Here is a 26568-nt window from a genome sequence, read left to right on the forward strand (position 1 = left end):
TCATCTCTCAAAAAGATGTAAGAACTCTTTGTTGTTGGAATTTTTCAGTTAAATTAGTTTACACATTCACGAAATTGAAATATTCTAAAAACAAGTCAACTACATTAAACAGTTTTTTATCATATAAATGAGGTGGATACATTGAGTATATTTAGGAAGGATGAATGTGAGATTTTTCCAGTAATCTCCCCAGCCGCTAATGATTTAAGAAGCATTAATTTTTATGTTGTAAAGTATTACGAATCATTAATTTTAATTGATGCAGGCATTAATAATAAAACGAATTGGAATGCTTTATGTTCTACCCTGGCTCAAAACGACTTACAAGTAACAGATTTAACAGCGATCATTCTTACCCATCATCATTATGATCATATTGGCTTAGTGGATAAAATTGTGTCGAAAAATCCAATCCCAGTTTTCGCATCATCCGAAGCTATTCCCCGCTTAAAAAGAGACAGAGATTTCTTAGAAAAAAGAATCCAATTCTATAATAGCTTATACCGTCAAATGGGCTGCGGAGAAATGGGAATTGCACGAGTGAGAGATTTAAAACAGGCGATAGAGCAAAATAAACATCAAGCCATCCAAGCCGATATTCATATCATTACAAATACACGACTTTTTCATTTTGATGTAATTGACGTACCCGGCCATGCCCCGGATCATATTGCGTTATGGGACAATAAGACAAAATGGATGTTTTCAGGTGATCTACTTATTGAACACATTTCAAGTAACGCACTGGTCGAGCCAGATATTGATGGAAATAGAATACATACGCTTGCTCAACAAAAAGAATCATTATTAAAATGTTCGACTTTAAATCCTGAGTTCCTCTTTCCTGGTCATGGGAAAATTATTCAAAATGCTAAACAATTAGTTAAAAACAGAATTGACCGTTATGAAGAAAAATTCGATCGTTTGCTCCGGTTTATTAAAGCTGGAAATACAACAGCCAATGATCTTGCACTAGCCTATTACAAGAAAACCTATTTCAACCAATTTTCACTCGTCATGTCGGAGGTTATTAGTCATTTAGATTATCTCGAAGAAAAACAGCGGATTATCAAAGAATTTAGAAACGGGATATGGCATTATGAAATTGCATATTAAAGAAAGACACTTTAAAAGTGCCTTTCTTTAATCAGTTTTTATCGTTCACCCGCTTACATAGGTTTGTAACCATACAAATAGATACTACGCCGCTTTTGTTAAAGCCACTAGACCAAGCTTTTCGTCCAAACATTCATGTCTTCTAACTTGTCATAAATAAAACAATTATTAATTAATCTGCCGCGATAACTATAGTTTAACTGCTGCAACACGGCGTTCATTCCATATGATAAAGACCTTGCAATTGAATAGGCACAGTATATCCCATTTGATTTTAGCTCCCCTTCAAGCTGGATTAATATAAACTTCATCAAGCCATACTTCCGATAATCCTTTAATGTTGCGCAATCTGTCAATTCAGCATTTTTATAAAAATCATTCACCTCCGCAGAGGCTGCACTAATGATAGCACCGTTGTATTCCATTCCATAATAAATAGTCCCATTATTCATCGTTTTCTTAATATATTCCGGTTTATTCAACGGGGTAGGATAGATTTCAAAGACTTGTTTATATAAATTCGCCAGTTTTTCTGTGTCTAATTCAGTTAATTTTTTTAATCGATAATCAGTTGGAAGATTTCCAATCAAAGACGATTTTGCGTTCAAAACAATACTTTGAATAATCTCTTCCTCTTTTATCCACTGTGTATTAATACTGCGGTTTACCGTATAAAACTTTGAGAAAAAATAGCAGTCTGTTCCGAGAAAATAACCATCAATGATCCCTTCAAGACGAAACCCATTTTCAATAAATTTTTTAAAATGTTCAAACTTTGTCTTAACAACCAACTTTTCAGTCTTCTCTTCTTTTGCAATTGATTCACAATAAAGCAGAATCTTGTCGATATCTCCTAAATAATCATCAATACGAATTCGTCGATTAAATGGATCAAAATAAACAGTCACCGAGAAATCAGGTTCTTGATACCGTTCCAATCTACCTTCAATCATAAGGGGTCTGACCCCATTTCATTCATTATATTTCTACACTCAATGATGGCATTTTCAAGAACTTGGAATCCTTCAACAAGTTGTTCTTTCGTAATCACAAGTGGGGTAAGCAAGCGAATGACATTGCCATATAAACCAGCACTCATCATAATTAATCCGCGTTGCTGAACGGTCTTTAAGATTTTTTTTACAAGAGAGGAATTCGGGTTATTGTCACGGTTTATAAACTCAATCGCACACATAGCCCCAAGAGAACGGACGTCGCCGATTTCTGGGACATGCACCTTTAAACGTGTAAATCGCTCTTGAAAAGCTTTGCCTATATACTGAGCATTTTCTAATAACCGATCATTTTCAATCGTTTTTACTACTTCTAACGCTGCTACACACCCAAGCGGACTGCCTCCAAACGTCCCACCAATTTCCCCTATTCCTGCTGCATCCATAATTTCAGTTCGTCCTGTGACAGCACTAATTGGCAAACCGGCAGCAATCGATTTCGACATGGTCATAAGATCTGGAACGACATTAAAATGTTCGATAGCAAACATTTTCCCCGTCCTACCGAAACCAGTTTGAATCTCATCCGCAATCATTAAAATTCCGTATTTCTCACAAATCGCTTTAACCCTTTGAACAAATTTTTTCGAAGGAATATTAAATCCACCTTCTCCTTGTACAGGTTCAATAATAACTGCAGCAATCTCATCTGGTGAAACCTCACTGAGAAAGAAGTCCTCAATCTTTTTTAATAACATTTCATCCAGTATATCTGGGCCAATTTCCGTTTGAGAGTATATAGGGAAGGGCCATTTATAAGTTTCTGGTGCAAATGGTCCAAACTGATACTTATATGGTTTCACTTTACTAGTCAGCGACATCGCCATATACGTTCTCCCGTGAAAGCCACGTTCAAAACTGATGATTCCCTTTCGGTCTGTATACTTCCGGGCAATTTTTACTGCGTTTTCAACAGCCTCTGCTCCACTATTGAGGAAAAAGGTTTTCTTTGCATGATCACCTGGTGTAATTTCATTTAACTTTTCCGCTAACGCAACATAGGGCTCATACATCATAACGTGAAAACATGGGTGTAAATATTTTTCAATTTGATCATGTAATGCCTTAACGACTCGTGGGGGACAATGGCCTGTATTTTGAATCCCAATTCCCCCAGCAAAGTCGATAAATGTATTCCCATCAATATCTGTTAGCAAGGCTCCCTCGCCTTTAACAGCAAATGTTTGTACCGTATTAAAAGGGCCTTTAGGTACATGTTTTTCTTTTCTCGCTAACAGTTCTTTTGCTTTAGGTCCGGGAATGGCGGTTTTAATATGAATCCCTGCCATCTATCCATCCCCTCCTTCTTTGAGTCCACACCAATTTAAAATTGTGAGTGCAATTATTACTGCCGAATCCAACATGGACTGTAACTCAATATATTCATTTGCATCATGCGCTACTTTTGTCTCCCCTGGGCCAAAGACGACTACAGGAATGCCTCCTATTTTATTTAAAATCCCACCATCTGTCGCCCATGGTGAAGCTTCAATGATTGGCGGTTTCCCTTTTACTTTAGTAAAACTATCCGTTAAAACAGACATAAGGTGATGATTGATATCAACATCCCCTGGAAGCCAACGTGCACCAAACCACTCTACAACCGGAGGGCTTACTGTTAACCACGCATCATTTTTAGACAGTGCTTCAATTGATTGCTCAAACTCCATTTTCGCTTCATCGATTGTTTCATTTGGAGCAATCCCCATCCTGCCTTCAATAGTAGCTAAATCAGGGACAGATGATGGCCAATCACCACTGTTGAATTTTCCAATATTGATTGGAATTGGAATTGGGATATTAGCGAACAACGGGTCTGTAATTCTTTCATTTCTTGTTTTCTCTAAATCTCTTAAACTTTTTAAAATCAACTCTGCCTTTTCAATCGCATTGACCCCTTCATATCTTGTTCCCCCATGAGCTTGCTTTCCTTTTATTTTAATTCGAAACCATGTTGAACCTTGCTGTTTAGGAAAGAATTTTAAATTTGTTGGTTCAGGTATAATTGCCCCGTCAGCTTTATAGCCTCGAAGCACCGCAGCTAATGTACCAGCACCTCCACTCTCTTCTTCAATGACACTTTGGAAAATAACATCTCCTTTCAAAGATAATCCACTGTTTATGATTGCTTCAAGTGCAAGCAGAAGTGACGCCGTTCCCCCCTTCATATCTGTTGATCCGCGGCCATATAATTTCCCATTTTCTATTCGCCCGCTAAATGGGTCTTGTTTCCATGAATTTATATCCCCAATTGGAACAACATCAATATGACTGTTTAAAATTAATGATTTGCCGCCCCCGCTACCAGATAAAATCGCGACTACATTAGGGTTCCCTTTAAAATCGCGACGATCGGAACAATAAGCTGGATGGGAATGCAGCTTTTCCCCGCCTATTTCCCAAATATCCATTTTCATTCCAAGTTGTCTGCACTTTTCTATTATGATCGCTTGTGCCTTACTTTCCTTGCCTCTAACACTATCTTCTTGGACGAGCCTCTGTAAATAACGCGCCCCTTTTTCCTGATTGTTCCAAATATAATCCCTTACTCTTCTTTCTGCCTCCTCCAATCAAATTACTCCTTTCTAACAAACTCGGTAATTTTAAAAGCCAATAATTTTCAGCTGTTCATCCACCTGAAAACGACATCCGGTTTTTGCAATAATCTCTTCTACTGAAGAAGTATGAAAGTGTTCAATTAAAACTAATTCCTTCTTCATAACTTTAAAGACAGCTAAATCTGTTATAATAAGATCGATGCATTCCTTTGCCGTTAATGGCAATGTACATCTTTCTAAAATTTTCGGATTTCCTGATTTATCCGTATGGCTCATTAAGACAATTAATTTTTTCGCTTTAGCAGCCAGTTCTATTGCTCCTCCCATTCCGGGAACTTTCTTCCCAGGAATGATCCAATTGGCTAAGTCACCGCATGCACTAACCTGTAATGAGCCAAGAATGGATAAATCAATTTTTCCCCTTCTAATCATTCCAAATGCAGTTGCACTATCAAAATAAGAAGCCCCTGCAATTGTCGAAACTGGCAAACCACCAGCATTACATAAGTTTGCATCCTCCTCTCCTTGTGGTGGAGATGCCCCCATTCCAAGAATTCCATTTTCCGCATGAAACATCACCTTCATTTCACTTTGAAGGTGATTCGGTACAAATGATGGCAAGCCGATTCCTAAATTAACAACCATCCCATTTTCAATTTCTGCAGCAGCCCGCTTTGCCATTCTATTTATTACCCCTACTCCCAAGCCCATTTCCAATTCACCCCACTTGATGGAATTACCATATCAACATAGACACCTGGGGTTACGATTTCTTCTGGGTTCAAATTTCCGAGTGGAACAATTTCTTCCACTTCAGCAATTGTATAATCTCCAGCCATAGCAACAAGTGGATTCGTGTTTCTAGCACTTTTATCATAAACGAGATTTCCGTATGGGTCTGCTTTCTGTGCATACACAATCGAAACCTCAGCCGTTAAAGCTGGTTCAACCAGAAAATTTTTCCCATTTAACTTAATTTGTTTTTTTCTCATTGCCACCCTTTCATTATCAACACCTATATCAGTTACAATCGCCCTAAGCCCCATGCCCCCAGCACGTATCCTTTCCGCTAACGTCCCCTGTGGCGAGAATTCAACTTCTAGCAAACCTTCATTCATTAATTTACCTGCTATTGGATTCGACCCGATATGTGAGGCAATCACTTTTTTCGCTCGACCTTGACTAATAATTTTGCCTATTCCAATTTCGGGAAACCCCGTATCATTCCCGATTAATGTTAGTCCTGTTAAGTTTTTTGAAATGATTCCATCTATAAGTGCGGGAGGCGATCCTACTCCTCCAAAACCTCCAAACATGAGGGTCATACCATCGTGTAGATGCTCGAGCGCTTGTTGAAGTGAAGCAATTTTCCCGAAAGGATTTTGAATGTTATTCATTTCAATCAGCACCTCGATATTGAGTTGTTTCTGTTAACTGTGTTAATACAGATTTTATTAAGGAAACCAGTTCTTCTATTTCACGTTTTGTAATCGTTAATGGTGGAGAGATGATGACCGCATCTCCACTCGTACCGTCTAATCCTGCTGATGCTGGATACACTAGCAAACCCTTTTTTTGCGCAATGTTTACAAACTGTCCAGTGATATTCGATTCTAATGGAAATGATTTTTTCGTTTTTGCATCTTGAACTAGTTCGATTCCAAGCAACAAGCCCATCCCTCTAATCTCACCTATAATCGAAAATTGAGCTTTTAATTTTGTTAATAAATTTTTCAAGTAAATCCCTTTTGTTTCTACTTCTTTAATGATTTGCTTATCATTTAGGTAATTTATTACGGCAAGTGCAGTTGCACATGATTGTGGGTTTGCACTCAATGTATGCCCACTCATAACTAATCTCGAACCATTTTTAATTGGCGCTATTACTTTCTCACTTACTAGCGTTGCAGCAATTGGTGCATAACCAGCGCCCATTCCTTTTCCAAGTGAAACGATATCCGGTACAACGTGATAATGTTCGCTAGCCAGCATCTTACCTGTTCGACCAAACCCGGTCATAACTTCATCAGCAATGAACAGAATATCATTCTCCTCACAAATTTTTTCAATAAGAGAATAATATCCTTTAGGAGGCGTAAGTGCTCCACCAGCAGCTCCTACAATCGGCTCGGCAATAAAAGCCGCAATAGACTCTGCCCCTATACGCTTACAGGCTAAATCTAATTCTTCTGCACATTCAAGTCCGCAGCTATCAGGTTTCTTATTATATGGGCAACGATAACAATAAGGAGGAGAGATGACAGGATAATCTGCCAATACCGATGCAAATCTAGATCTTCTATTCGTATGACCTGACATTGATAAAGCTCCATTGGTAATTCCATGATAGCTAATCCACCTAGATATGAACTTTGTTTTTGATACACGGCCTTTTTCCTGCCAATACTGGATAGCAATTTTCATCGCCGTTTCTATCGCTTCAGACCCACTGTTTACAAAGAAGCTCCAATTCAAATCGCCAGGCATTAGTTGAGCAATCCTTTCAGCTAAGCTTTCAGCTGCTTCACTCGTAAACTGCGATCTATATACAAATGAAACTTTTTTAGCTTGCCGGCACATTGCCTCAATAATCTCCTCCACCCCATGGCCTATATTGGCTGTGACAGCCCCTGATGCACCATCAAGATATCTTTTTCCTTTCCTATCAAATAAATAAATTCCCTTCCCGTAATCAATAACAGGATACACTTCATCAAGCATAGGCTTTATTAAATATGTGCGATCCATCCTTAACACCGCTTTCTTTGAAAACGTTTTCTTACATATCAGGACCGTTCCATAAAATATATGAATGAGAAGATGAATTCTTTCATGAAGAATTTAATATTGTTGAAAAATAAAATGCACCTGCTATGCAAGTGCATTTTATCAACTATCCTACTCATTCTGTTCGATCGTAATTTCAATGTCTTCAGCCCATGCTTTTACATAAGCGTGGGCACCGATTGGAAGCGTGGCGAATGGATGAACATGTCCAAAATTTACGTTTGCAATTACTGGGATCCCTTGAAGTTCTTCTTTAGAAGCAATAATCTTTCGTAAAGCTGCCTCTGTTATTTGTGAACTCTCTTGAAAACGGCCAATTAAAACGGCTGCAATTTCCGTTGCATCTCGGAGATGTAGGAGTGATTGTAAATCACGATCAAATGATTGTGCATGAGTTTCTTCGTCATCTTCAATAAACAAGATGCTATTTTTTAATGAAGGAAAAAATTCTGTTCCTTGTAGAAGATTCATCGTACATAAATTCCCACCTATCAATCTTCCAGAAGCCTCTCCCTCGTGGATAACAATGTATCCGTTATTATTGACAAATTTCCTGTTTTCCTGTTCAACATACCAAGGGTCATTCGACCAAAACTGAGATGGTTCAATTTCGAACGGAGCATCATTTGTTACTGCCTTTAAAAAATACTCCAATGTATATTCAAACCCATGCTTCATGCCAAAACTTGAAAAATGGGGACCAGAATAAGTAATTAGGCCTGTTTTTTTACAAATAGCTAACTGTATGGCCGTAATATCACTGTATCCACAAAAAATTTTCGGATTATCCGCAATTAATTGGAAATCGATATTTTTTAAAAGTTGATTCGCATTATACCCGCCAATGGCTGTAAGAATCGCTTTTACATTTTGATTTGCAAATGCCTCGTGTAAATCCGTTATTCTTTCTTCGATTGATGTACTGAAAAATTCATCATGGCTGTTAATATTTCTTCCGAAAGTTACCTTGAATCCAAGCCTTTCCAATCGACTGACTGCTAATTCAACCTGTTTCCCTTTGACCACTGCCATACTCATAGATGGTGCAATCACTCTTATTTCATCACCTGGTACTAGTCTTTTAGCCAACATTTTCGTCTTCCCCCACATGCTATAGATGACTTTATTCTAGCAAATACTCCAATGATTTAGAATTCCTTTGATAAAGTGGAAGTCTAATGGTTACTTTTGTTCCTTCTCCTACTACACTATCAATAACCATCGTACCTTGGTGACTCTTTATAATACTATAACAAACCATTAGTCCTAACCCTGTCCCATTTTCCTTTGTGGTGAAAAATGGCTTCCCGAGTTTGGAAAGCACCTCAGAAGAAATCCCGCATCCTCCATCTACAAATTGGAACTCAATATCATTCCCATGCTGCTTTATCTCTACGATAATATTTCCGCCATCTTCGGTTGCCTCAATCGCATTTTTAATGATATTAATAAACACTTGTTTTAACTTATTTTCAACTCCATATAAAATTAGATGATCAATTGAAGCATTCATTTTTAATTGAATCGTCACACCATATAAGTTTGCTTGGGCACTCATTAGTGTAATAATATTATCAAAAACATGGCGAATCTCAATTTGTCTAAACTCTAACATTTTAGGTTTTGTCAATAACAAAAGCTCGCTAACAATGGTGTTAATTCTTTCAATCTCTGTAATCATAATTTCCATATACTCAGGGTTACAGTCTGCTTTATCCTCCAACAATTGTGTAAACCCTTTCAAACTAGTTAAAGGATTTCGAATTTCATGAGCAATCCCAGCGGCTAATTCCCCTACGACAGTCAACTTTTCCGTTTGTTGAATAAACTCTCTACTTTGTTTTAATTCGGTAATATCCCGAACCATAATATGTAAATAGGAATCGCCATCATAAACGATAGGAATCGCGTTTACTTCAACATCAATGATGTCTCCGTTTAGACAAATAAAGCGGCATTCAAAAGAGTAATGTCCATCGTCATTAATCGGCCTAGAGTTTTTCACTTTAATATGATCGTCTGGATGGATAAAATCCAATAATGGGCGACTCGTTATTTCCTCTTTTGTCATAGCTTTTAACAGCTGAACACCAGTTTGATTGACAAAAGACCAGTTGTTATAATTTTCCTTTTTAAGAATAATCGCTTCTGGAGATTCCTCTACTAGTTGACGATACTGCTCTTCGCTCTGTAACAATTGTTTCCACAGCTTTTTCTCAACCGATATATCTTTAGCAATTCCATATACGCCTATTACCTTATTATCAACAACAATTGGAATATTCTTAACTTGTATATCAACCAATTCTTTCCGCTTGTTCATGATTTGCAAATCATAATCTTGTGTTTTCCCATTACGTGATGCTTTAAAATGATAGACCACTTTTTTTTCATCTTTTTTATTTAATAATGATAATGGGGATATCTTCAATAATTCCTCTCTAGACCACCCTGTCACCTTTACCATCGCATCATTGACCGACATAAATTTCCCATCTAAGTCACATGAAAATACCGCATCTGGGTGATAATCAAATAAAGACTGATACCTTTGCATACTTTCTTCTAGTTGCCTTAACGTTTTTTGTTTTTCATTAATTTCTATTTTTAGTTTATCATTCGTTTTAGCAAGTTCCGCAGTTCTCTCCTTCACGAGACGTTCAAGCTTTTCTTCACTTTTTTGCAAAGCTAGATTTGCCTTTTCAAGTTCTTCTGTTCGTTCTGCAATTATTTTTGCTTGTTCCTCTACTTTTTTCTGATTTAAAAATAATGATACAAACCCATTTACTTTACTATTTAATATGAAAGCATCAAATGGTTTAATAATATAATCAATTGCCCCTACTGAATAGCCTTGCAAGACATTTTCAAATGTTTGACTTAAGGCGGTAACAAATATAATCGGTACATCCATCGATTTTTCTCTTCGACGAATCATTTTTGCCGTTTCAAAACCATTCATACCAGGCATTTGCACGTCCATTATAATGACTGCAAACTCTTCTTTTAATATCCATTTTAATGCCTCTTCGCCTGAGTGAGCTTTGATCAAATTATATTGGGGAGAAGTAAGAACTGCCTCTAATGCTAATAGATTTTCTTCCCGATCATCGACCAATAATATATTTACAATTGGATTTTCCATTCTATCCTCACTTTCCTTATCATATCCTTTTAAATATTTTGCTTTCTTCATCTAACGGGGAATAGAACTGTTCCTGATTAGGGAATGATAGCCCCTCACGACTCCCTAGAGCTAATATTCCGTCTGTACATAGACTATCAAGAAATAATGTATGAACTCTAGTTTGTAGTTCTTGATCGAAATAAATCAATACATTCCGACAAACAATCAAATGAAATTCATTAAAAGAACCATCAGTTACAAGATTATGTTGAGCAAAAACGATATTTTTGGCCAGTTCTTCATTAAAAAAGACATGTTCTTCTTGAACACTATAATACTCTGAAAAATCATTTAAGCCACCTGAATGAACATAGTTACATGTATAACTTTTCATTTTTTTCAACGGGAATCTGCCAATCTTTGCTTGTTGGATTACATGATTATTCATATCTGTAGCATAGATTCTCGACTTTTCATATAACCCTTCCTCATTCAGTAATATCGCCATTGAATAGGCTTCTTCACCAGTTGAACAACCCGCGTGCCATATTCGTATGCTTGGTAAATCACGTAAAAATGGTAATATTTTTTCTCTAATTGCTTTAAAAAACGACGGATCTCTAAACATTTCTGTAACATTTATCGAAAAATCTAAGTATAGCCTTTCCATCGCTTTTGAGTCATGTAGCACCTTATTTAATAAAGACGTAATTGATTCTAGTTTTTCAGCCTTCACCCGATGCCAAACACGCCTTCGAATCGAAGAAAAAGCATAATTACGAAAATCGAATCCATAGTGGCGGTAAATGCCTTCAAGTAAAAGCTGAATTTCTATTTTTTCTAAATCCCCGTTACTATTTACATCATAGTCTGTTGAAAGTTGTTTATTATTTACTAACATTCCTTTCCCCCTACTTAATTAATATAACCAAACTTTCAGCAGGGAAAATAGCTCCTCTAAATTCACTGGTTTACTAATGTAATCTGATGCACCAGCGTCAACACATTTTTGACGATCATCTTTCATCGCTTTTGCTGTTAAAGCAATAATTGGCAACTTCTCAAAATGACTCTTAGCTCGAATTTCTCGCATCGCCTCGTAACCGTCTAACCCTGGCATCATAATATCCATTAGAACCAAATCTATATGAGGATTCTCATATAATATGTCTAAAGCCTCTTTTCCATTCTCCGCAAAAAGCACCTTCAACCCAATGCGCTCCAAAGCCGTCGTTAAAGCAAAAACATTCCTCATGTCATCATCAGCCAATAGAATGGTCTTTCCGACAAAAACATCTTCTTTTTCTGAATTTGTTTCGCCATGTATAAACATTTCTTGGCTTAGTTCATCAACAACTAACTCATCTCTTGATCGGTTTTCTTCAATTGTAGCTGCAACTTCGTTAGCAACCTCTTCTTGTTTCATATTTAACGCATTTAGTTCTGCTTGTAAAGGTAAGTGGAAAGTGAAAGTACTTCCTTTCCCTACTTTACTATCAACCGTCAAATACCCACCTAAAAGATCAGCCATTCTTTTACTAATTGATAAACCTAACCCAGTACCACCGTATTTTCGACTTGTTGTCCCATCTGCTTGTTGAAAGGCTTCGAAAATAAGTTCCTGTTTATCTTTAGGTATCCCAATCCCTGTATCAGTTACCGAAAAGGCAATTAAGTTTTGTTCACTGTGATGATGCTTAATTTCAGGTTTAAAAACTTTTAAGTGTACATGTCCTTTTTCCGTAAACTTCATTGCATTCGAAACTAAATTCTTTAGTACTTGGTAAATTTTTTGCTCATCCGAATAAAGGATTGCTGGAACATCATCCTCTACTTCAACGATAAAGTGAATCCCTTTTTGTTCAGCAATTACACTAAACTGGGTTTTTACAAACGAGGTAACTCCTCTTATATCAATCTCAGAAATTTGAAAATCTACTTTTCCAGATTCGATTTTCGATAAATCTAATATTTCATTAATTAAATCTAATAAATCTTTCCCAGCAGAATAAATAGTGTTTGCATATTCGGTTTGCTTATTCGTTAAATTTCCTTCTTTGTTTTCAACAAGAATTTGTGCCAAAATCAATAAACTATTTAATGGAGTCCTTAATTCATGTGACATATTTGCTAAGAATTCGGACTTATATTGAGAGCTCAGTAATACTTGCTTTGTCTTCTCCTCTAAAGCCGCTTTCGCTTCTTGTAAGGCATTTGAACGTTGTTCTGATTGTTTATATTGTGCTTCCAATTCCTCATTCATCGTTTGTAATTCTTCTTGTTGAAGCTGTAATTCTTCTGATTGGCTTTGTAATTCGTCGTTAAGAGACTGTGTCTCCTCAAGAAGTTTTTTTACTTCCATTTGTTTTTGAATACGATTGATAACAAACCCTAATTGTTCCATTGCAAATTGAAGGAAAGTTTCAGATAATGAAGTAAATTCATTAATGCTTGCTAGCTCGATAACAGCGATCACTTCATCATGTATTTTAATTGGCAGGATGATGATGTTTTTTGGTTTTGATTCCCCTAAACCTGATGTAATTTTGACATAGTTATCAGGGATATTTGTTAATTTTATGTGCTTTCCTTCTTTTAAACATTGCCCGGCTAAATCTTCCCCAACTTCAATTATCTTTTTTGCATCTCTGTTTGCATAGGAAGCGAGCTTAGTCAGAAACATTTTGTTTCCTTTTTTTTCTTTTAGATAGATGACCCCGTAATTTGCACCGATAATAGGAGCAATTGTCTGAATATATCTTTCGCCAAGAATGCTTAGGTCATGCAATTCTTGAGACATCATTGATAATTCAGTTAATTGCGTTTTTAACCAATTTTGTTCTTTCATCCCTTCTTTATAAATACGTTCTTTCTTTTCATGATTTTCTAAAGAAGCCGCCATATCATTATAAGCTTTCGCAATTTCCCCAATCTCATCATTATTTATTATCGTAATTCGTGGTAAATTTTCCGAGCCATTTTCAAGGCTATTCATCACTTCTTTTACTTTTCTTAACCGAATAGTAATTTTCTGAATAGACCAAAGCGATAATAAAACCCCAAAAACTACCCCTACCCCAATCGAAAAAAGCCCTGCTCGTATGATTAATTGAAGTCTTTCCTCATTTCGTTGCAACATATTATCCACAATCACTTCTTGAGTTTTTGTTAAGTCCGTAGATAGAGCGACGATCGAATCGCGGTAATTTCTTACACCCTCTAGATCTTCGTCAGTGACTGCTTCCCCCATACTTTGCCGTTCGGTCACCTTTCCAATCACCGTTTCATATTCTTTTAAATACCCCTTTAATGTAAGTAACTTATCCATTTCTTGTTCTTCATAATTTAACTGCATGAGCTGATCTAGCGCCTGATTCACTTCTATCAGACGTTGTGGAACCGACTTCCCTCCTAAATCTAAAACAGTAGGCAATCCGCTTATGGCAACAGATAAATAATAGGATTCTGTTCGAATGCTCTGCTGAAGCTTAAACTTTTCATACCCTTCCTTAACAAATTCATTAATCTCCTCATTGTGTCTGTTCGCAGTACTTATATTAATAAGTAATAAAACGATCATTAGTACAATGATTAAACCAAATCCAACATACAATCTAGTCGCAAATTTCACTAGGCAACCCTTCTTATCAATAAGTTTTCTTCATACCTTTTCTAAAAATTCAGATACAATTGACTAAAATATAAACTATTATAGTAAGCGATGTCAATCATTACTAGTAAAATTTGTTAGAATCCTAGTTTCAACAAAAAAAAATTGCCCGGTAAAACCGGACAATTTAACTATATTACCATGTTCCACAGCTGCAACCGATGATAACAAGCAAGATGAATAATACGACTAATAGTACAAACGTGCCTGTTCCCCCATACCCTGCAACTGCAGTTGGATAAGCAGCAGGATATGCATGGCCATAGCCATACCCACAATAACCATAATCAGGCATTGCTGTCGGTGCCATTGCCATTGGTGCTACCGGTGCTGCAACTGGACTAAGAGCAGGTGCCATATTATCGAATTGATGATGAGTGTACATGAACATCTCTCCTCACTTTTTTTACTTTCACTTACATTTACACCTTATGCCGTGGGTACTTGACCCGTATGTGCTCTTGCCCATTTTTTATTTCCGAGTTAGAAATTAAAAAGGGGCAACCTTTAACGATCCGTCCCCATTATGTCCACGTTATAAAAATTTGTTGGATTGACTTGAACAAGATAGGGAAATAGACCATATAAATATACAAATGAAATGTGTAAGGAGCGAAGGATATGACGAATAAAAATCAGGAAAATTACGAATTGAAAGCGATTAAATGCCAACAATTTGCAGACTACTATAAATATAGAAATCCTAATCTCCATATATATTATTACTTAAAACATATAAAAAATTTAAATAAAGCGAGGAATAATACGTATAACTTCAGGAGATCTTTAAACATACCGCCAACTGCACCTGCATGGTATCGCTTGGTACACGTTACCCAAAAGAACCCCTTCATTAAAATACATGTTAACGGAGAACGAACTGTTCATGAACTTTTATACAAACAAGCGAATCAATACTTCTCCCTCTCCTCTGGTCAGCATCAACTTACAATTTATCCAATTGGAGAGCGTGAATTAAACTTTATTCATCAATCCGTTACAGTGGATCCCGGAAAATATTATACGTTAGTTATAACGGAAGTTTCCAACAGTCCGGTCATACTTGCTTTTGAAGATCGTCCAGATGTACCAGCCGGGGAGGCAAAAATACGATTTATTCATCTTTGTAACAACACTTCGAACCTGGATATTGCCGTAAAAAATCGCGATGTCATTTTCCCGAACCTTCAGCCTTTTGAATCAACTAATTATTTAGGAATTAATCCAATGAAATTAGAACTTGAAGTTCGAAAAACTGGTACGAATGAAATCTCTCGTAATCTCCCTCCATTCACTTTAGAGGCTAATCAATCCTACTCAGTCATTATGACTGACGAAGACGTAATACTCATTTCATGATTCATGTGAACATGAAAAAAAAGGGTCAAATCCTATTCTCCTGGATCTGCCCCTTTTTTTGACACCTTTATCACTGAACAGGTACTAAAAGCGTGAAAGAAATGTCATCACGTTTTAGGTCAAAGGAATTAGCTCGAACTTTAATATCACTTTTTAATTCGAGCTCCTGTAAAGAAACGTAAACCATCTCTTCACTTGGTTGAATATGCACCCATTCAGGAAGTTTATAATTATCATGAATAAATTTCAACACATAAGAAACTGGAAGTTTTAGTGTACCAATTGAAATCGTTTTTTGTATCAAAATTAAATCTCCACTTTCTAATGCTCTTGGTTCAAACGTCAACAACATTTGCACATTCTGTCCAAATACTGGAAATGAACCATATAATTCAACCTCTTCATCAAGAAAAACTTGATAATTAATTGGACCTGTGAAACCTTCTTCTTGTAAATAATGATTGATAATTTTATTTAAATCCGCCTTATTCGCTGCTACCTCGAAGGTCACCTCTCCATTCCCTTCATTCAATTGATTATTATTCAATGAATTCAGTTCTTCATTGTGAACAGATGAACTCACCATAATCATTACGGATATGAAAAGAAGCATAACCACACCAAGTAAGATAAAAAATGCAAGTCTCCACTTATTCTTCATTTAATCAATGCTCTCCTCTTTCCGTACAGTATACGAACGTTCATTTATCTTTTCGAGTTCTTCAAATACTCTTGTAGCTATTTGCTCATACGCTTGGTCATTCGGATGAAAATGATCATCATATAACATGTTCTCACTATTATCTAAAAATAACTCGTTAATTTCAACAAATAACGTTTTTGTGTATTGGTCAACAACCTCATGACTAACCTTATTCCACTCATCAACAATGAGATTGATTTCTTTAATATCAGAAAACCAAGTGGAAAATGGATTATAAATTCCGATTAATACAATGGTTGCATCTTCGTTAATCGTTCTCAGCGTTTCAATTATTTTTGTTAGTCTTTCAGAATAAGCCGTTATTTCTTTTTGAAAAAGATCCAATTCAAGATTAAAAATATTTTCTTTTACAACTTTCATAACATCATTACCGCCAATTGTAATCGTAACAATATCAGCTTCCATAATTGCTAACCGGATTTCTTCCTCAATAAGTCGCTCAAACAACTGTTCTGTTCGATGTCCTTTTTTCCCAAAATTATTAACTTCAATCTCGCTAAAGCTTTTTTTACTTTCTAACAACCGACTAAGATAGGAGAGGTAACCACCTTCCTCATTATTATCTCCAACCCCCTCAGTTAGGGAATCTCCAATCGCAACAATACTTACGGCTCGGGGAATAAATGCTTCAGGAATCGGTTCTTTAAGAATAATGGAGGTTTGTTTAACTGCTAATGCCTGGTTTGAAGTTAAAGTTTGGCTGCATGCTGCCAAGAGAAGGATACATAAATGAAGTAAGGTGAGTTTTTTTAGCAAACAGTTCACCTGCCTTTAAAAAAGAGTGGTTATTTTTTATTATAACATTCATCAATATGTCTTGACACAACAGAAAGCTTAGTAGGGTCGTTACGAAAAGTAATTGAATGATTTATCGTTCCATTACAAAGAATAAAAGCCTAGAAGGATAGGAGAAGAGGACTCTGTTATCCTATCCTTCTAGGCTTTATAAATTAGTGGGAGCTCTTTACTAGCTTAGTGGCAAGGCGACCAAGTCCTTCAATTTCACAAACGATTTCATCACCTGGTTGTAACCAATTTTTTTCTTCCATCCCAAAAATTACACCCTCTGGGGTTCCAGTATTAATAATATCACCCGGCTCAAGGGTCATTATTGCGATAAATTTTACAATTCAAATTAATTGCCCCAAAAAAATACATTTCAATCAACTTATTAAATTGGATTTTTCTTTTTTTGATTTAATCCCTACATGAAAATTCAAAAAAGGCCTACAAAAGGCCTATTGTAATGTTTTTATATCATTAATAATCTCGTCAATTGGCATATCATTTAATCCTGAATATGTCTTCATAATGACACCTTCTTGATCCACAAGGTAAAAATAGGATTGGTGAATAACTTCAGGAACTCCTTCTGGTTTTATGACAATCGTTTTAAAGATGTCAGCCGCAAAGGTTTCTATTTCCCCCTGGGTATATCCCGTTAAAAAGTTCCAGTTATTAAAGTCTACATGGAACCTTTCACCAAACGCTTTAAGCACTTCAGGACTATCCACTTCTGGGTCCACACTAAATGAGATAAACTCAACGTTTTCAAGTCCTTCTTCTTTTACTCTATCTTGAATCTTAAGCATATTGGCTGTCATTGGTGGACATATGTCTGGACAATTTGTAAAGATAAAATTTGCGATCCATACTTTCCCTTTAAGATCACTCGAACCAAATTCATTTCCTTCATGATTCACATAGTTGAAATCTTTAACTGGCCATTTCAACGCTCCATCGATCCCTTTTTGACCACATGCTGCAAGCAGCAAACTTGCAGAAACAATCAATATGAATACCACTATCCTTTTCTTCAATCAACATCACCTACAATCTCTCTTTTTTACCATTCTCATTCTATCAAAGGAAAGCAAATATAGAAAGGAAAGGAACTTTAATAAGACGATAGCGATGCTTCATTTTAATTTTGAATAACAGAGTTGGCCACTCTAGTTATTCAAAATAGTACATAAAACCAATCGTACCTGTTCCTGTGTGAGTACTTATGATTGGCGTTGTATCGACGATCGTTATCTTTTGACCATCAGCCGTTTCTTTAATCGCATCTTTTACTTTTTCAGCAAGTTGATAACCATCGGCATGAACAAGTCCGACTTCTTTTATCGTTTTTCCTCTAACATCCTCAGTAAATTTGTTTGCAAGGAACTTCACGACTTGAGAATAACTACGGGCTTTCGAAACTGGTGTATATTCACCACCATCGAGCGAGGCAATCGGTTTTATATTCAACAAAGAACCAATCATTGCCTTTCCTTTCCCTATACGTCCTCCTTTAACAAGGTTTTCAAGCGTATCTACAACTACAAATAACCGAGTATTCTCTCTGATTTCGTTTAAACGATGAATAATTTCATCTATACTACTCCCTTGTTTAGCCATTTCTGCTGCTTCAATTACTTGAAATGAGAGTGCTTTAGAAATAAAACGTGAATCAACAACTGTGACATTTGCCTTCGTCATACTAGCAGCACTTTCTGCCGAACGAACAGTACCGCTCATCCCCCCAGTCATATGAATAGAAAGAATATCGAATCCTTCATCTGAATATTTCTCGTATACTTTCAAGAATTCACCAGCAGATGGTTGCGAGCTTTTCGGTAATTGTTTAGATTTTTTCATTTTGTCAATAAATTGCCTAGGGGTAATATCGACACGATCCAAAAAATCTTCCCCATCAATTGAAATAGATAATGGAACAACATGTATACCATATTTATCAATCTCTTCATTACTCAGATCAACAGTTGAATCTGTAACAATTTTTATCTTTCTCAATTTATCACATCCTACATAGAATCATTAGTAATTATAAAGAATCTTAAAGAGACAAGCAAATTGCACTTATAAAAAAGTCAAACCCTCAGGATTCCTTTCACCTGAAGGTTTGCTCCTATCATATTAATTTTGTTGGTCACCCTCATTTTCAAGTTCCGCTTCTTCCCATTCTTTTTCCTTTTTAAGTTTTTTCTTATAAACAATTTTGGATAAATTAACACTTATCTCATATAGGAACAATAGTGGAATCGTAACAAGAAAATCAGACAATATATCTGGAGGTGAAATGACAACGGCAATAATCACCAAGACAAAATACGCATATTTACGAACTTTTGCAAGTACATATGGATTAACAAGTCCAAGTGATGTTAAAAACATGATGACTACTGGCATTAAAAAGAGAATGCCAAAAGGGATTGTCATATTCATAATAAACCGGAAGTACTTGTCCGCGGTAAAATTTGTTACAACCATTTCCCCGCTGAGCTCAATTAAAAAATTAAGGACGACAGGAAAAATGACAAAATATCCAAATAAAAGACCGACTATAAAAAGAATAAACAGTGCAGGAATGTATGATAGGGTCATTTTGCGTTCAATTGGTTTTAGAGCTGGTTTAACAAATAACCAAATTTGGGTAGCTAAGATCGGAATCGTTCCAGCTAATGCAATAACACTCGCAATCATAAAGTAAATCCAAACGATGTCACTCGGTCCGAGAACAATTAATTTAACATCTAAGTCTTGAACAAAGAATTGATAAATATCCTCGACAAATATAAATCCCACAACAAAAAATACAAGGAACGCAAAAACACTTATCATTAACCTTTTTCTTAACTCATCTAAGTGGTCTATAACATTTAGTTCTTTATCTTCCATAGATCTCCCCTGCCAACTCTTGAATGCTTCTTTAGAAAAGCTACAGCACACAATGTGTACTGTAGCTTTTCTTTGAAATAATCCTTTTTAGCAAAATATTAGACGAAGTCTTATCCCTTATTTAAGAGTTTTTTGGATCTCTTTCTTCTCTTCTTCAAGATCATCGATAACATCGCTAGTTAGTTCACGTGTAGATTTCTTAAATTCTTTTAGAGTTTGCCCGAATGCACGTCCAATCTCAGGAAGCTTCTTTGGTCCAAAAATAATTAATGCTAATACAAGGATTAAAATTAATCCAGGAACACCGATGTTTGATAACATAGATCAACATCTCCTTTTTTTTCTTTTAGTGAATCTACTATGATTATAGTGCATTTTGTCCCTTTATAGTGGATTTTGAGTTAATGTTCATAAGAATTTCATAATATACAACAAAATTTTTTCATTGTGATGTTTATTATTTCCTTGCAGGACGATTCTATCCTTATTATTAAAATTATACAAGCAAATTAAACAATTGGTTGTCTTTATTAAGTTCAAGATAAGAGAACCCTTTACGTTCTAAGCTGGCAATTAATCGTGAATATTCGTTTTTATCTTTTAACTCAATACCGACTAACGCAGGTCCGCTTTCCTTATTATGCTTTTTCGTATACTCAAATCTCGTAATATCATCTTGTGGTGCAAGTACGTCATCGAGAAATTCTCTAAGGGCACCTGCACGTTGAGGAAAATCAACAAGGAAGTAATGGAGCAATCCCTCATAAAGCAAGGAACGCTCTTTTATTTCTTGCATCCGACTGATATCATTATTCCCACCGCTGACAATACAGACTACTGTTTTCCCTTTAATCTCATCTTTCATAAAATCAAGTGCAGCAATTGGCAAGGCTCCAGCAGGTTCTGCAACAATTGCATGCTCATTATATAGTTGTAAAATAGAAGTACACACTTTGCCTTCCGGTACCGCCACGATATTATCCAATATCTCCTGGCAAATTTCATACGTTTTGGCACCAACACATTTTACGGCTGCCCCATCGACGAACGTATCAATTTTATCCAGAGGAAGTACCCCTTTATTTGCAATCGAAGCTTTCATAGATGCAGCACCAGCAGGTTCAACACCAATCAATTTTGAAGCTGGCGAAACACTCTTAATGTAAGTGCCAATTCCTGCCATAAGGCCGCCACCGCCAATGCTTCCCAAAATATAATCAATCGGTTCTTCGCAGTCATTCATAATCTCAACTGCAACCGTTCCTTGTCCTGCGATTACTTTCTCATCATCAAAAGGATGAATAAATGTACGATTTTCTTTTTCAGCACATCCAATTGCTTCGCTATAGGCATCGTCAAATGAATCACCAGCAAGAATGATTTCTACATGTTCACGCCCAAACATTTCAATTTGTTTTACCTTCTGTTTTGGGGTAGTGGCGGGAACAAAAATCTTTCCGTGAATCCCTAAGTGCCTACATGCAAATGCTACTCCTTGGGCATGATTTCCAGCACTCGCACAAACGACACCATTATCAACCTTATCTCCTAAAACTTGTATACAATAATATGCTCCTCTTAATTTAAAGGAACGAACATGTTGTAAGTCTTCCCTTTTCAAATAAACATTACACCCATATTTCTCAGAAAGCCGTTCATTTTTCTGTAGTGGTGTATGGGCAACAATTTCTTTTAGATGCCTGTAAGCAATCAAGATATCTTCGACTTGCACCAATTTTTTTGCTACTGTGTTTTGTTCCATACAGCACCCTCACTTTTACTGAATAATTAATTCGTTCATTATAACATGAAATCGATTTCGATTGATAAAATTTTATAATATTTTTATCTTTTACATACATGTTTAAATTAAAAAAGTACCTTCTTTTTGCTTTATCAAAGATCATTGTATCCAGTTTTTATTTTTGATGGATAAACACTATAACGGAAAATTTGCCAATATCTTATTTCTTAATTCATTCATTTAAAAAAGCAGCACATAGGCTGCTTATGATTTACGCTTATAGATTAAAAATTCATAGTCATAAGGATTTTTCTCATCTTTTATCCCTATCTGTCTTGTTTCTAGTTCCCATTCATCCATGTGGAAAACCGGAAAATAAGTATCCCCATCAAATTGGTGATGAATCATTGTCAAGTAAAGCCGATTCGCATGAGGGATGATTTCCTTAAAGATTTCTGCCCCACCAATAACAAATACTTCTTCTGCTGTTTTCGATTCATACTCTAGCAATTCATCAATCGAATGGAGAACCAAACATCCCTCACTTTTATATTGTCGATCTCGAGTAATAATAATATTTTCACGGCCAGGAAGCGGCTTGCCGATCGATTCATGAGTTTTTCGTCCCATTACAATCGGATGCCCCATTGTTACTTTTTTAAAGAATTTCAAATCCCCGGGTATATGCCAAGGGAGCTTGTTATAGCTACCAATAACCCGATTTTCATCCATCGCCCAAATCAATGATATCATACACTTACGACTCCTTTAATATGTGGATGCGGGTCATATCCTTCTAGCGTAAAGTCCCCAAAACAGAAGCCTGAAATATCTTTTACATCCGCATTTAATTTCATTTTAGGTAACGCCCTAGGCTCCCTTGTTAATTGCAGTTTTACCTGTTCGATATGATTCGAATAAATATGGGCATCTCCCATAGTATGGATGAAATCACCAGGCTCAAGATCACAAACTTGTGCAACCATCATCGTCAACAATGCATATGAGGCAATGTTAAAAGGAACTCCTAAGAACACGTCCGCACTTCTTTGGTATAGCTGACATGAGAGTTTTCCCTCAGCAACATAAAATTGAAATAAACAGTGACATGGTGGTAGAGCCATATTATCCATATCAGCGACGTTCCAAGCACTGACAATCAGTCTCCGAGAATCTGGATTCTTTTTAATTTGATCAATTAAATTGCTAATTTGATCAATACTTTTTCCATCTGGAGTCGGCCACGACCTCCATTGGTGACCATATACTGGTCCTAATTCACCGTTTTCATCTGCCCATTCATTCCATATACGAACACCATTATCTTGAAGGTATTTTACATTCGTGTCTCCTTTTAAAAACCATAAGAGCTCATGAATGATACTTCTTAAATGAAGTTTCTTCGTCGTTACTAGTGGAAACCCTGCTTGTAAATCAAATCTCATTTGGTAACCAAAAGTACTGAGTGTCCCTGTCCCAGTTCGATCTTCTTTCTTTGTACCGTTTTCTAGCAAATGATTACATAAATCTAAATATTGTTTCAAAAAAACCCCACCTTCGTTTACCAATAGTTCTTATTTTATATGACCTCGCCTTTAATTTCCACATATAAAAACGACAAACAATCGTTTGTCGGTTCCGCCTTTACTCTAGGCTCCTTATGAATCGATAAGTTTCCGGCGCTACATTCTTTAATCGTTTGCGGTATTCTCCATCAAGATAGTACATCGCAAATGTTTCCGCAAAGTACTCTTCAGGATAATGAAGAAAATAAGGTAAACCAGGAAAAAGGTTTTTTCTTTCCAGCTTCCAAATCTCAAGGAAATCTTGATTTTCCCGAATTTTTTTATATACATGGCGGTCGATTGAGTGAGCAAGTTCATGGAGCTCAAGATTTACAGAGCTATGTCCCTGCCCTTTTTCACTATGGCCAATTTTTACTAATACTGTTTTTGAACCTCCAATCCCAGGGACGTCATCCCAAGTTTTATCGGTTGAATAACCTCGTGGAGTAACTCCGGCTAGAGTCCTGGCTGATGGGTGTTCAGTCAGTTTTTCGTTTATAAGAACGACATGAATCCTATTTTCAACAATCTTTCTTAACAATGTTTCAGGCAAGGTATCAATTCTAGAAATAATTTCAGCTGCTTCTTCATGATTAAACGGTCCTTCGGGGAGTAAAAAGATGTCGCCAAGTAACTTAGGATGATTACTATCCAACGACTCAAATAATAAACTTTGTTTCGGGAACTCTTTAAGTGCAATCCCCCCCACATTCGCATGTAAGCTTCCGGGAAGAATAAGGGTAGAAACAATAATAAGCAGAAAGTAAGTTAGTTTACGCACTATGTTTCCCCTCCCTTTTATTATTCTACTAAAATTATAACATAGGAATCAGTCGTTTAGCGCTTTTAGTAGTTTACAATATTAGGAAAGGTCATTAAATAAAAAAAAGGAAAGAAATCATAGCGAAGCTAGATATTGCTTTCCTTTTGCTATTTCAACTTCTCCAGTTCGGTGGAGTGTTTTTATCCCAATAAATCGTTCCTAATTCATAATGGGATGAAAATTGGTCGTGGTAAGTATGATAATGAAAATTAAACCAATACCCTTGATGCGGTGGGCGATCTCGCCTTACATGAAAACGGATTAATTCAACATTATCCTTGCAGGAAATATGAAAGATTTTCTCTGAATGGCCACCACTGGGAACTTCTGTAATGGCGATATATTCTAACTCTTCCTCTGAAAAATCAGCAGAAATCATGGTAATCACTTGTTCGATATTTGGAAGGATCATTTGGCGGAATTCATCTTCAATGACAGGTCCAATTCTGTCACCAAACTTTTCAAACGACTTTTCTTCAGCTTGTTTGATCAGTCTATTAACGATATTCTCTGAAGGTTTACCAATTTCTTCTGCAAAAAAGCTTTCTGTTTCAATCGCTGACGTCTCAACAACATCTGATTTATCTCCACTTTTTTGTTGATCAGCTAATAATAACTCAGAAGCTTGAGCCGGCGAAACCATTCCAAACGTAAATATAGATATCAATACGACGAGCGATCTTCTCAGCCAAAATGGCATTCTCTATCCCCCCGTATGCTAATTCCAAAAAAATTAGGAGCAGCATTTAGTTTTTCATTTAATATGTATCTATTATACAGTGTTTTCTACGAGGAAAAAAGGATAAATTTAGTTTAATATGGCGATACTAGGTATATTTACAGTAGGTATATATATAATTTTACAAAGAACATGAAAAAGGAGGGGAAAGAAGTGGAATGGATTGTTGCTTTAATTAGTTTTGCAATGCTAGGTTATTTTATTTACCTTTGTGCAATCGACTGAAATAAAACCTGAGAGAAATTCTTTCAGGTTTTTTCTATGACACCAAAATGAAACTTAGCTGATTTTCGCTTATACACTTTAAAATTAAATTGAGCAAAACGTGGACTTCGATAATGATCTTTTAAGATAATTCGCTTTCTGGCAATCCTTAATGCCTCACTTATCATATTATCCGATATCCCCTCGATTCTAGCAAATTTTGTTAAATTTCTAATCCCATCTGATTCAAGAATACTTTCTTCAAACATCGGATCAAAATATACACAGTCAACACTATCGTCAGCCAGCGTACGCATAACCTCAAGAGAATGACCTTGTATGACAGAAATATTCCTCATTGCTTCATCCATTTCATCCATTCCCGATTGCCAAGATTGCAAGCCTTGTTGAACAATGAAAGCTAAAAAGGGATTTGCTTCAATTCCGATTATTTTTCCAGTAAATCCAACAGAATAGCTAGCTACAATACTGTCAGATGCTAATCCAAGTGTACAATCCAAAACACTCATCCCCAACTCTAATTGAGCTGCTTCTACGAACGGGTCACTCTCTCCTTTCTTGAGCCTTTTTACCCGAAACATCGATGAGTTAGGATGGAAGAAAAAAGGCTCAGTTTCTCCATAAGGATACAACTCCATTCGATTTTTGCTGACAACGATACAGTCCGCCTGCTCAATTTCCATAATTGCCTGTACTGACCTTTTGTTCCGGTGAACATAAGTTAAACCTAATTCAATTCCTATCTGTTTTGCTCTTATGACCATTTCTTTATTTGTTCTTCCTGCAGTTGTAATAATCATATATCCTCACCCTCAGAACTTTCATACAACGACCATTTAGAAACAGCTACAAATTAACATAAGAAAAAGGACGTCAGCGACATCCTTTTACCTATCAGCTTTTTAACAATTAGCCTCAAATGCTGAATTTAAATTTTGCATAATTTCTTCCATTGATTTGCCTTCAATCTCATGGCGGGGAATGAAATGAACGACTTCTTTCCCTTTCATTAAAGCCATTGATGGTGAGGACGGCTCTATCCCGGTAAAATATTCACGCATTTTAGCTGTAGCGTCCTTTTCCTGGCCAGCAAATACCGTTACAAGATGATCCGGCTTTTTCTCGGTACGAAGAAGTGTCTGCGTCACTGCTGGACGCGCAAGACCAGCAGCACAGCCACAGACAGAGTTTATGACAACAAGTGTAGTACCATTTGCATTTACAACAAATTCCTCAACTTCTTCAGGTGTTAACAATTCCTTAAAACCTGCTTGAACAAGCTCTTCACGCATCGGCTTTACCATTTGTCTCATATATTCTTCATAAGCCATTGACATAAAAAATCCCTCCTGACGTTTATTGCAGTGTTAGCATACTATCTTTTATTACTTAATGCAATGTAGGAAAATCGCAACCAATTTCCCCTTCTCACGA

The 26568-nt window shown here is 36.3% G+C and carries 27 protein-coding genes; 2 read left to right on the forward strand and 25 right to left on the reverse strand.

The genetic code is table 11. From position 1 onward, the window contains the following. Positions 1-132: 132 nt before the first annotated feature. The gene (locus tag GNT69_RS06925; protein ID WP_343206466.1) at positions 133-1116 is read left to right on the forward strand and encodes an MBL fold metallo-hydrolase; all 984 of its coding nucleotides are present in this window, start codon (positions 133-135) and stop codon (positions 1114-1116) included. A gap of 107 nt (positions 1117-1223) precedes the next feature. Here the strand turns inward: GNT69_RS06925 and ablB are convergent, their stop codons facing one another. The 11 genes from ablB to GNT69_RS26165 form a co-directional block, all read right to left on the reverse strand. Further along, entirely contained in the window at positions 1224-2069 is an 846-nt protein-coding gene (gene ablB, locus GNT69_RS06930; RefSeq protein ID WP_203554239.1) for a putative beta-lysine N-acetyltransferase, read from the reverse strand. Beyond that, on the reverse strand, positions 2066-3418 hold the full coding sequence (gene gabT, locus GNT69_RS06935) for a 4-aminobutyrate--2-oxoglutarate transaminase (protein WP_203554240.1): 1353 nt from the start codon (positions 3416-3418) through the stop codon (positions 2066-2068). Before gabT ends, ablB begins: the two co-directional genes overlap by 4 nt. After that, positions 3419-4699 carry a peptidase gene (locus tag GNT69_RS06940; RefSeq protein WP_203554241.1) on the reverse strand — a complete coding sequence of 427 codons (1281 nt, stop codon included), beginning with the start codon at positions 4697-4699 and terminating at the stop codon, positions 3419-3421. Positions 4700-4732: 33 nt separating this feature from the next. Then, the gene (locus GNT69_RS06945; RefSeq protein WP_203554242.1) at positions 4733-5398 is read right to left on the reverse strand and encodes a 3-oxoacid CoA-transferase subunit B; all 666 of its coding nucleotides are present in this window, start codon (positions 5396-5398) and stop codon (positions 4733-4735) included. After that, on the reverse strand, positions 5383-6084 hold the full coding sequence (locus GNT69_RS06950) for a CoA transferase subunit A (RefSeq protein ID WP_203554243.1): 702 nt from the start codon (positions 6082-6084) through the stop codon (positions 5383-5385). The genes GNT69_RS06945 and GNT69_RS06950 overlap by 16 nt, the downstream gene beginning before the upstream one ends. Before the next feature lies 1 nt (position 6085). Beyond that, complete coding sequence (locus GNT69_RS06955) at positions 6086-7435, reverse strand: aspartate aminotransferase family protein (RefSeq protein ID WP_203554244.1); 1350 nt, start codon at positions 7433-7435, stop codon at positions 6086-6088. A 150-nt stretch (positions 7436-7585) separates the two neighbouring features. Next, a complete protein-coding gene (locus GNT69_RS06960; protein ID WP_203554245.1) occupies positions 7586-8566 on the reverse strand; it encodes a S66 family peptidase in 981 nt (326 codons plus the stop codon). Positions 8567-8597: 31 nt separating this feature from the next. After that, positions 8598-10619, reverse strand: coding sequence for a PAS domain S-box protein (locus GNT69_RS06965; protein WP_203554246.1), 2022 nt, complete (start codon positions 10617-10619; stop codon positions 8598-8600). Between the two features lie 19 nt (positions 10620-10638). Beyond that, positions 10639-11502 (reverse strand): CheR family methyltransferase, encoded by an 864-nt coding sequence (locus GNT69_RS06970; protein ID WP_203554247.1) that lies wholly within the window; start codon positions 11500-11502, stop codon positions 10639-10641. An 18-nt stretch (positions 11503-11520) separates the two neighbouring features. After that, the gene (locus GNT69_RS06975; protein ID WP_203554248.1) at positions 11521-14232 is read right to left on the reverse strand and encodes an ATP-binding protein; all 2712 of its coding nucleotides are present in this window, start codon (positions 14230-14232) and stop codon (positions 11521-11523) included. 175 nt (positions 14233-14407) lie between these two features. Continuing rightward, on the reverse strand, positions 14408-14656 hold the full coding sequence (locus GNT69_RS26165) for a YjcZ family sporulation protein (protein ID WP_481747605.1): 249 nt from the start codon (positions 14654-14656) through the stop codon (positions 14408-14410). A gap of 236 nt (positions 14657-14892) precedes the next feature. On the opposite strand from GNT69_RS26165, the gene GNT69_RS06985 reads away from it, so the two are divergent. Continuing rightward, positions 14893-15630, forward strand: a complete 738-nt coding sequence (locus tag GNT69_RS06985; RefSeq protein ID WP_203554249.1) for a DUF4397 domain-containing protein — start codon at positions 14893-14895, stop codon at positions 15628-15630. 70 nt (positions 15631-15700) lie between these two features. On the opposite strand, the gene GNT69_RS06990 is transcribed toward GNT69_RS06985, so the two are convergent. The 14 genes from GNT69_RS06990 to GNT69_RS07055 form a co-directional block, all read right to left on the reverse strand. Then, the gene (locus GNT69_RS06990) at positions 15701-16291 is read right to left on the reverse strand and encodes a YpmS family protein (RefSeq protein WP_203554250.1); all 591 of its coding nucleotides are present in this window, start codon (positions 16289-16291) and stop codon (positions 15701-15703) included. After that, positions 16292-17110, reverse strand: coding sequence for an SGNH/GDSL hydrolase family protein (locus GNT69_RS06995; protein WP_203554251.1), 819 nt, complete (start codon positions 17108-17110; stop codon positions 16292-16294). A gap of 194 nt (positions 17111-17304) precedes the next feature. Beyond that, positions 17305-17463, reverse strand: a complete 159-nt coding sequence (locus GNT69_RS07000; protein ID WP_203554252.1) for a fumarylacetoacetate hydrolase family protein — start codon at positions 17461-17463, stop codon at positions 17305-17307. 129 nt (positions 17464-17592) lie between these two features. Further along, the gene (gene lptM, locus GNT69_RS07005) at positions 17593-18174 is read right to left on the reverse strand and encodes an LPS translocon maturation chaperone LptM (protein ID WP_203554253.1); all 582 of its coding nucleotides are present in this window, start codon (positions 18172-18174) and stop codon (positions 17593-17595) included. Between the two features lie 136 nt (positions 18175-18310). After that, positions 18311-19153: a DegV family protein gene (locus GNT69_RS07010; protein WP_203554254.1), complete on the reverse strand. Its 843-nt coding sequence runs from the start codon at positions 19151-19153 to the stop codon at positions 18311-18313. A gap of 123 nt (positions 19154-19276) precedes the next feature. Next, positions 19277-20038, reverse strand: coding sequence for a twin-arginine translocase subunit TatC (tatC, locus tag GNT69_RS07015; RefSeq protein WP_203554255.1), 762 nt, complete (start codon positions 20036-20038; stop codon positions 19277-19279). Between the two features lie 117 nt (positions 20039-20155). Beyond that, on the reverse strand, positions 20156-20359 hold the full coding sequence (locus GNT69_RS07020) for a twin-arginine translocase TatA/TatE family subunit (protein ID WP_203554256.1): 204 nt from the start codon (positions 20357-20359) through the stop codon (positions 20156-20158). Positions 20360-20534: 175 nt separating this feature from the next. Further along, entirely contained in the window at positions 20535-21800 is a 1266-nt protein-coding gene (gene ilvA, locus GNT69_RS07025; RefSeq protein ID WP_203554257.1) for a threonine ammonia-lyase IlvA, read from the reverse strand. A gap of 246 nt (positions 21801-22046) precedes the next feature. Further along, the gene (locus GNT69_RS07030) at positions 22047-22535 is read right to left on the reverse strand and encodes a dihydrofolate reductase (RefSeq protein ID WP_203554258.1); all 489 of its coding nucleotides are present in this window, start codon (positions 22533-22535) and stop codon (positions 22047-22049) included. After that, the gene (locus tag GNT69_RS07035; RefSeq protein WP_203554259.1) at positions 22532-23326 is read right to left on the reverse strand and encodes a thymidylate synthase; all 795 of its coding nucleotides are present in this window, start codon (positions 23324-23326) and stop codon (positions 22532-22534) included. The genes GNT69_RS07030 and GNT69_RS07035 overlap by 4 nt, the downstream gene beginning before the upstream one ends. A 100-nt stretch (positions 23327-23426) precedes the next feature. After that, entirely contained in the window at positions 23427-24128 is a 702-nt protein-coding gene (locus tag GNT69_RS07040) for an anthrax toxin lethal factor-related metalloendopeptidase (RefSeq protein WP_203554260.1), read from the reverse strand. Positions 24129-24282: 154 nt separating this feature from the next. Beyond that, entirely contained in the window at positions 24283-24870 is a 588-nt protein-coding gene (locus GNT69_RS07045) for a YpjP family protein (protein WP_203554261.1), read from the reverse strand. A 287-nt stretch (positions 24871-25157) separates the two neighbouring features. Further along, complete coding sequence (locus GNT69_RS07050) at positions 25158-25934, reverse strand: class I SAM-dependent methyltransferase (RefSeq protein WP_203554262.1); 777 nt, start codon at positions 25932-25934, stop codon at positions 25158-25160. A gap of 102 nt (positions 25935-26036) precedes the next feature. Beyond that, complete coding sequence (locus GNT69_RS07055; RefSeq protein WP_203554263.1) at positions 26037-26471, reverse strand: BrxA/BrxB family bacilliredoxin; 435 nt, start codon at positions 26469-26471, stop codon at positions 26037-26039. Positions 26472-26568 lie beyond the last annotated feature (97 nt).

Source organism: Bacillus sp. B15-48 (assembly GCF_016879755.1).
In the GTDB taxonomy this organism is placed as follows: Bacteria; Bacillota; Bacilli; order Bacillales; family Cytobacillaceae; genus Mesobacillus_B.

Excerpts from the sequence above, each read along its gene's own strand:
- ablB (WP_203554239.1), bottom strand. The coding sequence starts at position 2,069 with ATGATTGAAGGTAGATTGGAACGGTATCAAGAACCTGATTTCTCGGTG.
- gabT (WP_203554240.1), bottom strand. The coding sequence starts at position 3,418 with ATGGCAGGGATTCATATTAAAACCGCCATTCCCGGACCTAAAGCAAAA.
- GNT69_RS06945 (WP_203554242.1), bottom strand. The coding sequence starts at position 5,398 with ATGGGCTTGGGAGTAGGGGTAATAAATAGAATGGCAAAGCGGGCTGCT.
- GNT69_RS06950 (WP_203554243.1), bottom strand. The coding sequence starts at position 6,084 with ATGAATAACATTCAAAATCCTTTCGGGAAAATTGCTTCACTTCAACAA.
- GNT69_RS06955 (WP_203554244.1), bottom strand. The coding sequence starts at position 7,435 with ATGGATCGCACATATTTAATAAAGCCTATGCTTGATGAAGTGTATCCT.
- GNT69_RS06960 (WP_203554245.1), bottom strand. The coding sequence starts at position 8,566 with ATGTTGGCTAAAAGACTAGTACCAGGTGATGAAATAAGAGTGATTGCA.
- GNT69_RS06965 (WP_203554246.1), bottom strand. The coding sequence starts at position 10,619 with ATGGAAAATCCAATTGTAAATATATTATTGGTCGATGATCGGGAAGAA.
- GNT69_RS06970 (WP_203554247.1), bottom strand. The coding sequence starts at position 11,502 with ATGTTAGTAAATAATAAACAACTTTCAACAGACTATGATGTAAATAGT.
- GNT69_RS26165 (WP_481747605.1), bottom strand. The coding sequence starts at position 14,656 with ATGTACACTCATCATCAATTCGATAATATGGCACCTGCTCTTAGTCCA.
- GNT69_RS06985 (WP_203554249.1), top strand. The coding sequence starts at position 14,893 with ATGACGAATAAAAATCAGGAAAATTACGAATTGAAAGCGATTAAATGC.
- GNT69_RS06990 (WP_203554250.1), bottom strand. The coding sequence starts at position 16,291 with ATGAAGAATAAGTGGAGACTTGCATTTTTTATCTTACTTGGTGTGGTT.
- GNT69_RS07000 (WP_203554252.1), bottom strand. The coding sequence starts at position 17,463 with ATGACCCTTGAGCCGGGTGATATTATTAATACTGGAACCCCAGAGGGT.
- tatC (WP_203554255.1), bottom strand. The coding sequence starts at position 20,038 with ATGGAAGATAAAGAACTAAATGTTATAGACCACTTAGATGAGTTAAGA.
- GNT69_RS07020 (WP_203554256.1), bottom strand. The coding sequence starts at position 20,359 with ATGTTATCAAACATCGGTGTTCCTGGATTAATTTTAATCCTTGTATTA.
- ilvA (WP_203554257.1), bottom strand. The coding sequence starts at position 21,800 with ATGGAACAAAACACAGTAGCAAAAAAATTGGTGCAAGTCGAAGATATC.
- GNT69_RS07030 (WP_203554258.1), bottom strand. The coding sequence starts at position 22,535 with ATGATATCATTGATTTGGGCGATGGATGAAAATCGGGTTATTGGTAGC.
- GNT69_RS07045 (WP_203554261.1), bottom strand. The coding sequence starts at position 24,870 with ATGCCATTTTGGCTGAGAAGATCGCTCGTCGTATTGATATCTATATTT.
- GNT69_RS07050 (WP_203554262.1), bottom strand. The coding sequence starts at position 25,934 with ATGATTATTACAACTGCAGGAAGAACAAATAAAGAAATGGTCATAAGA.
- GNT69_RS07055 (WP_203554263.1), bottom strand. The coding sequence starts at position 26,471 with ATGTCAATGGCTTATGAAGAATATATGAGACAAATGGTAAAGCCGATG.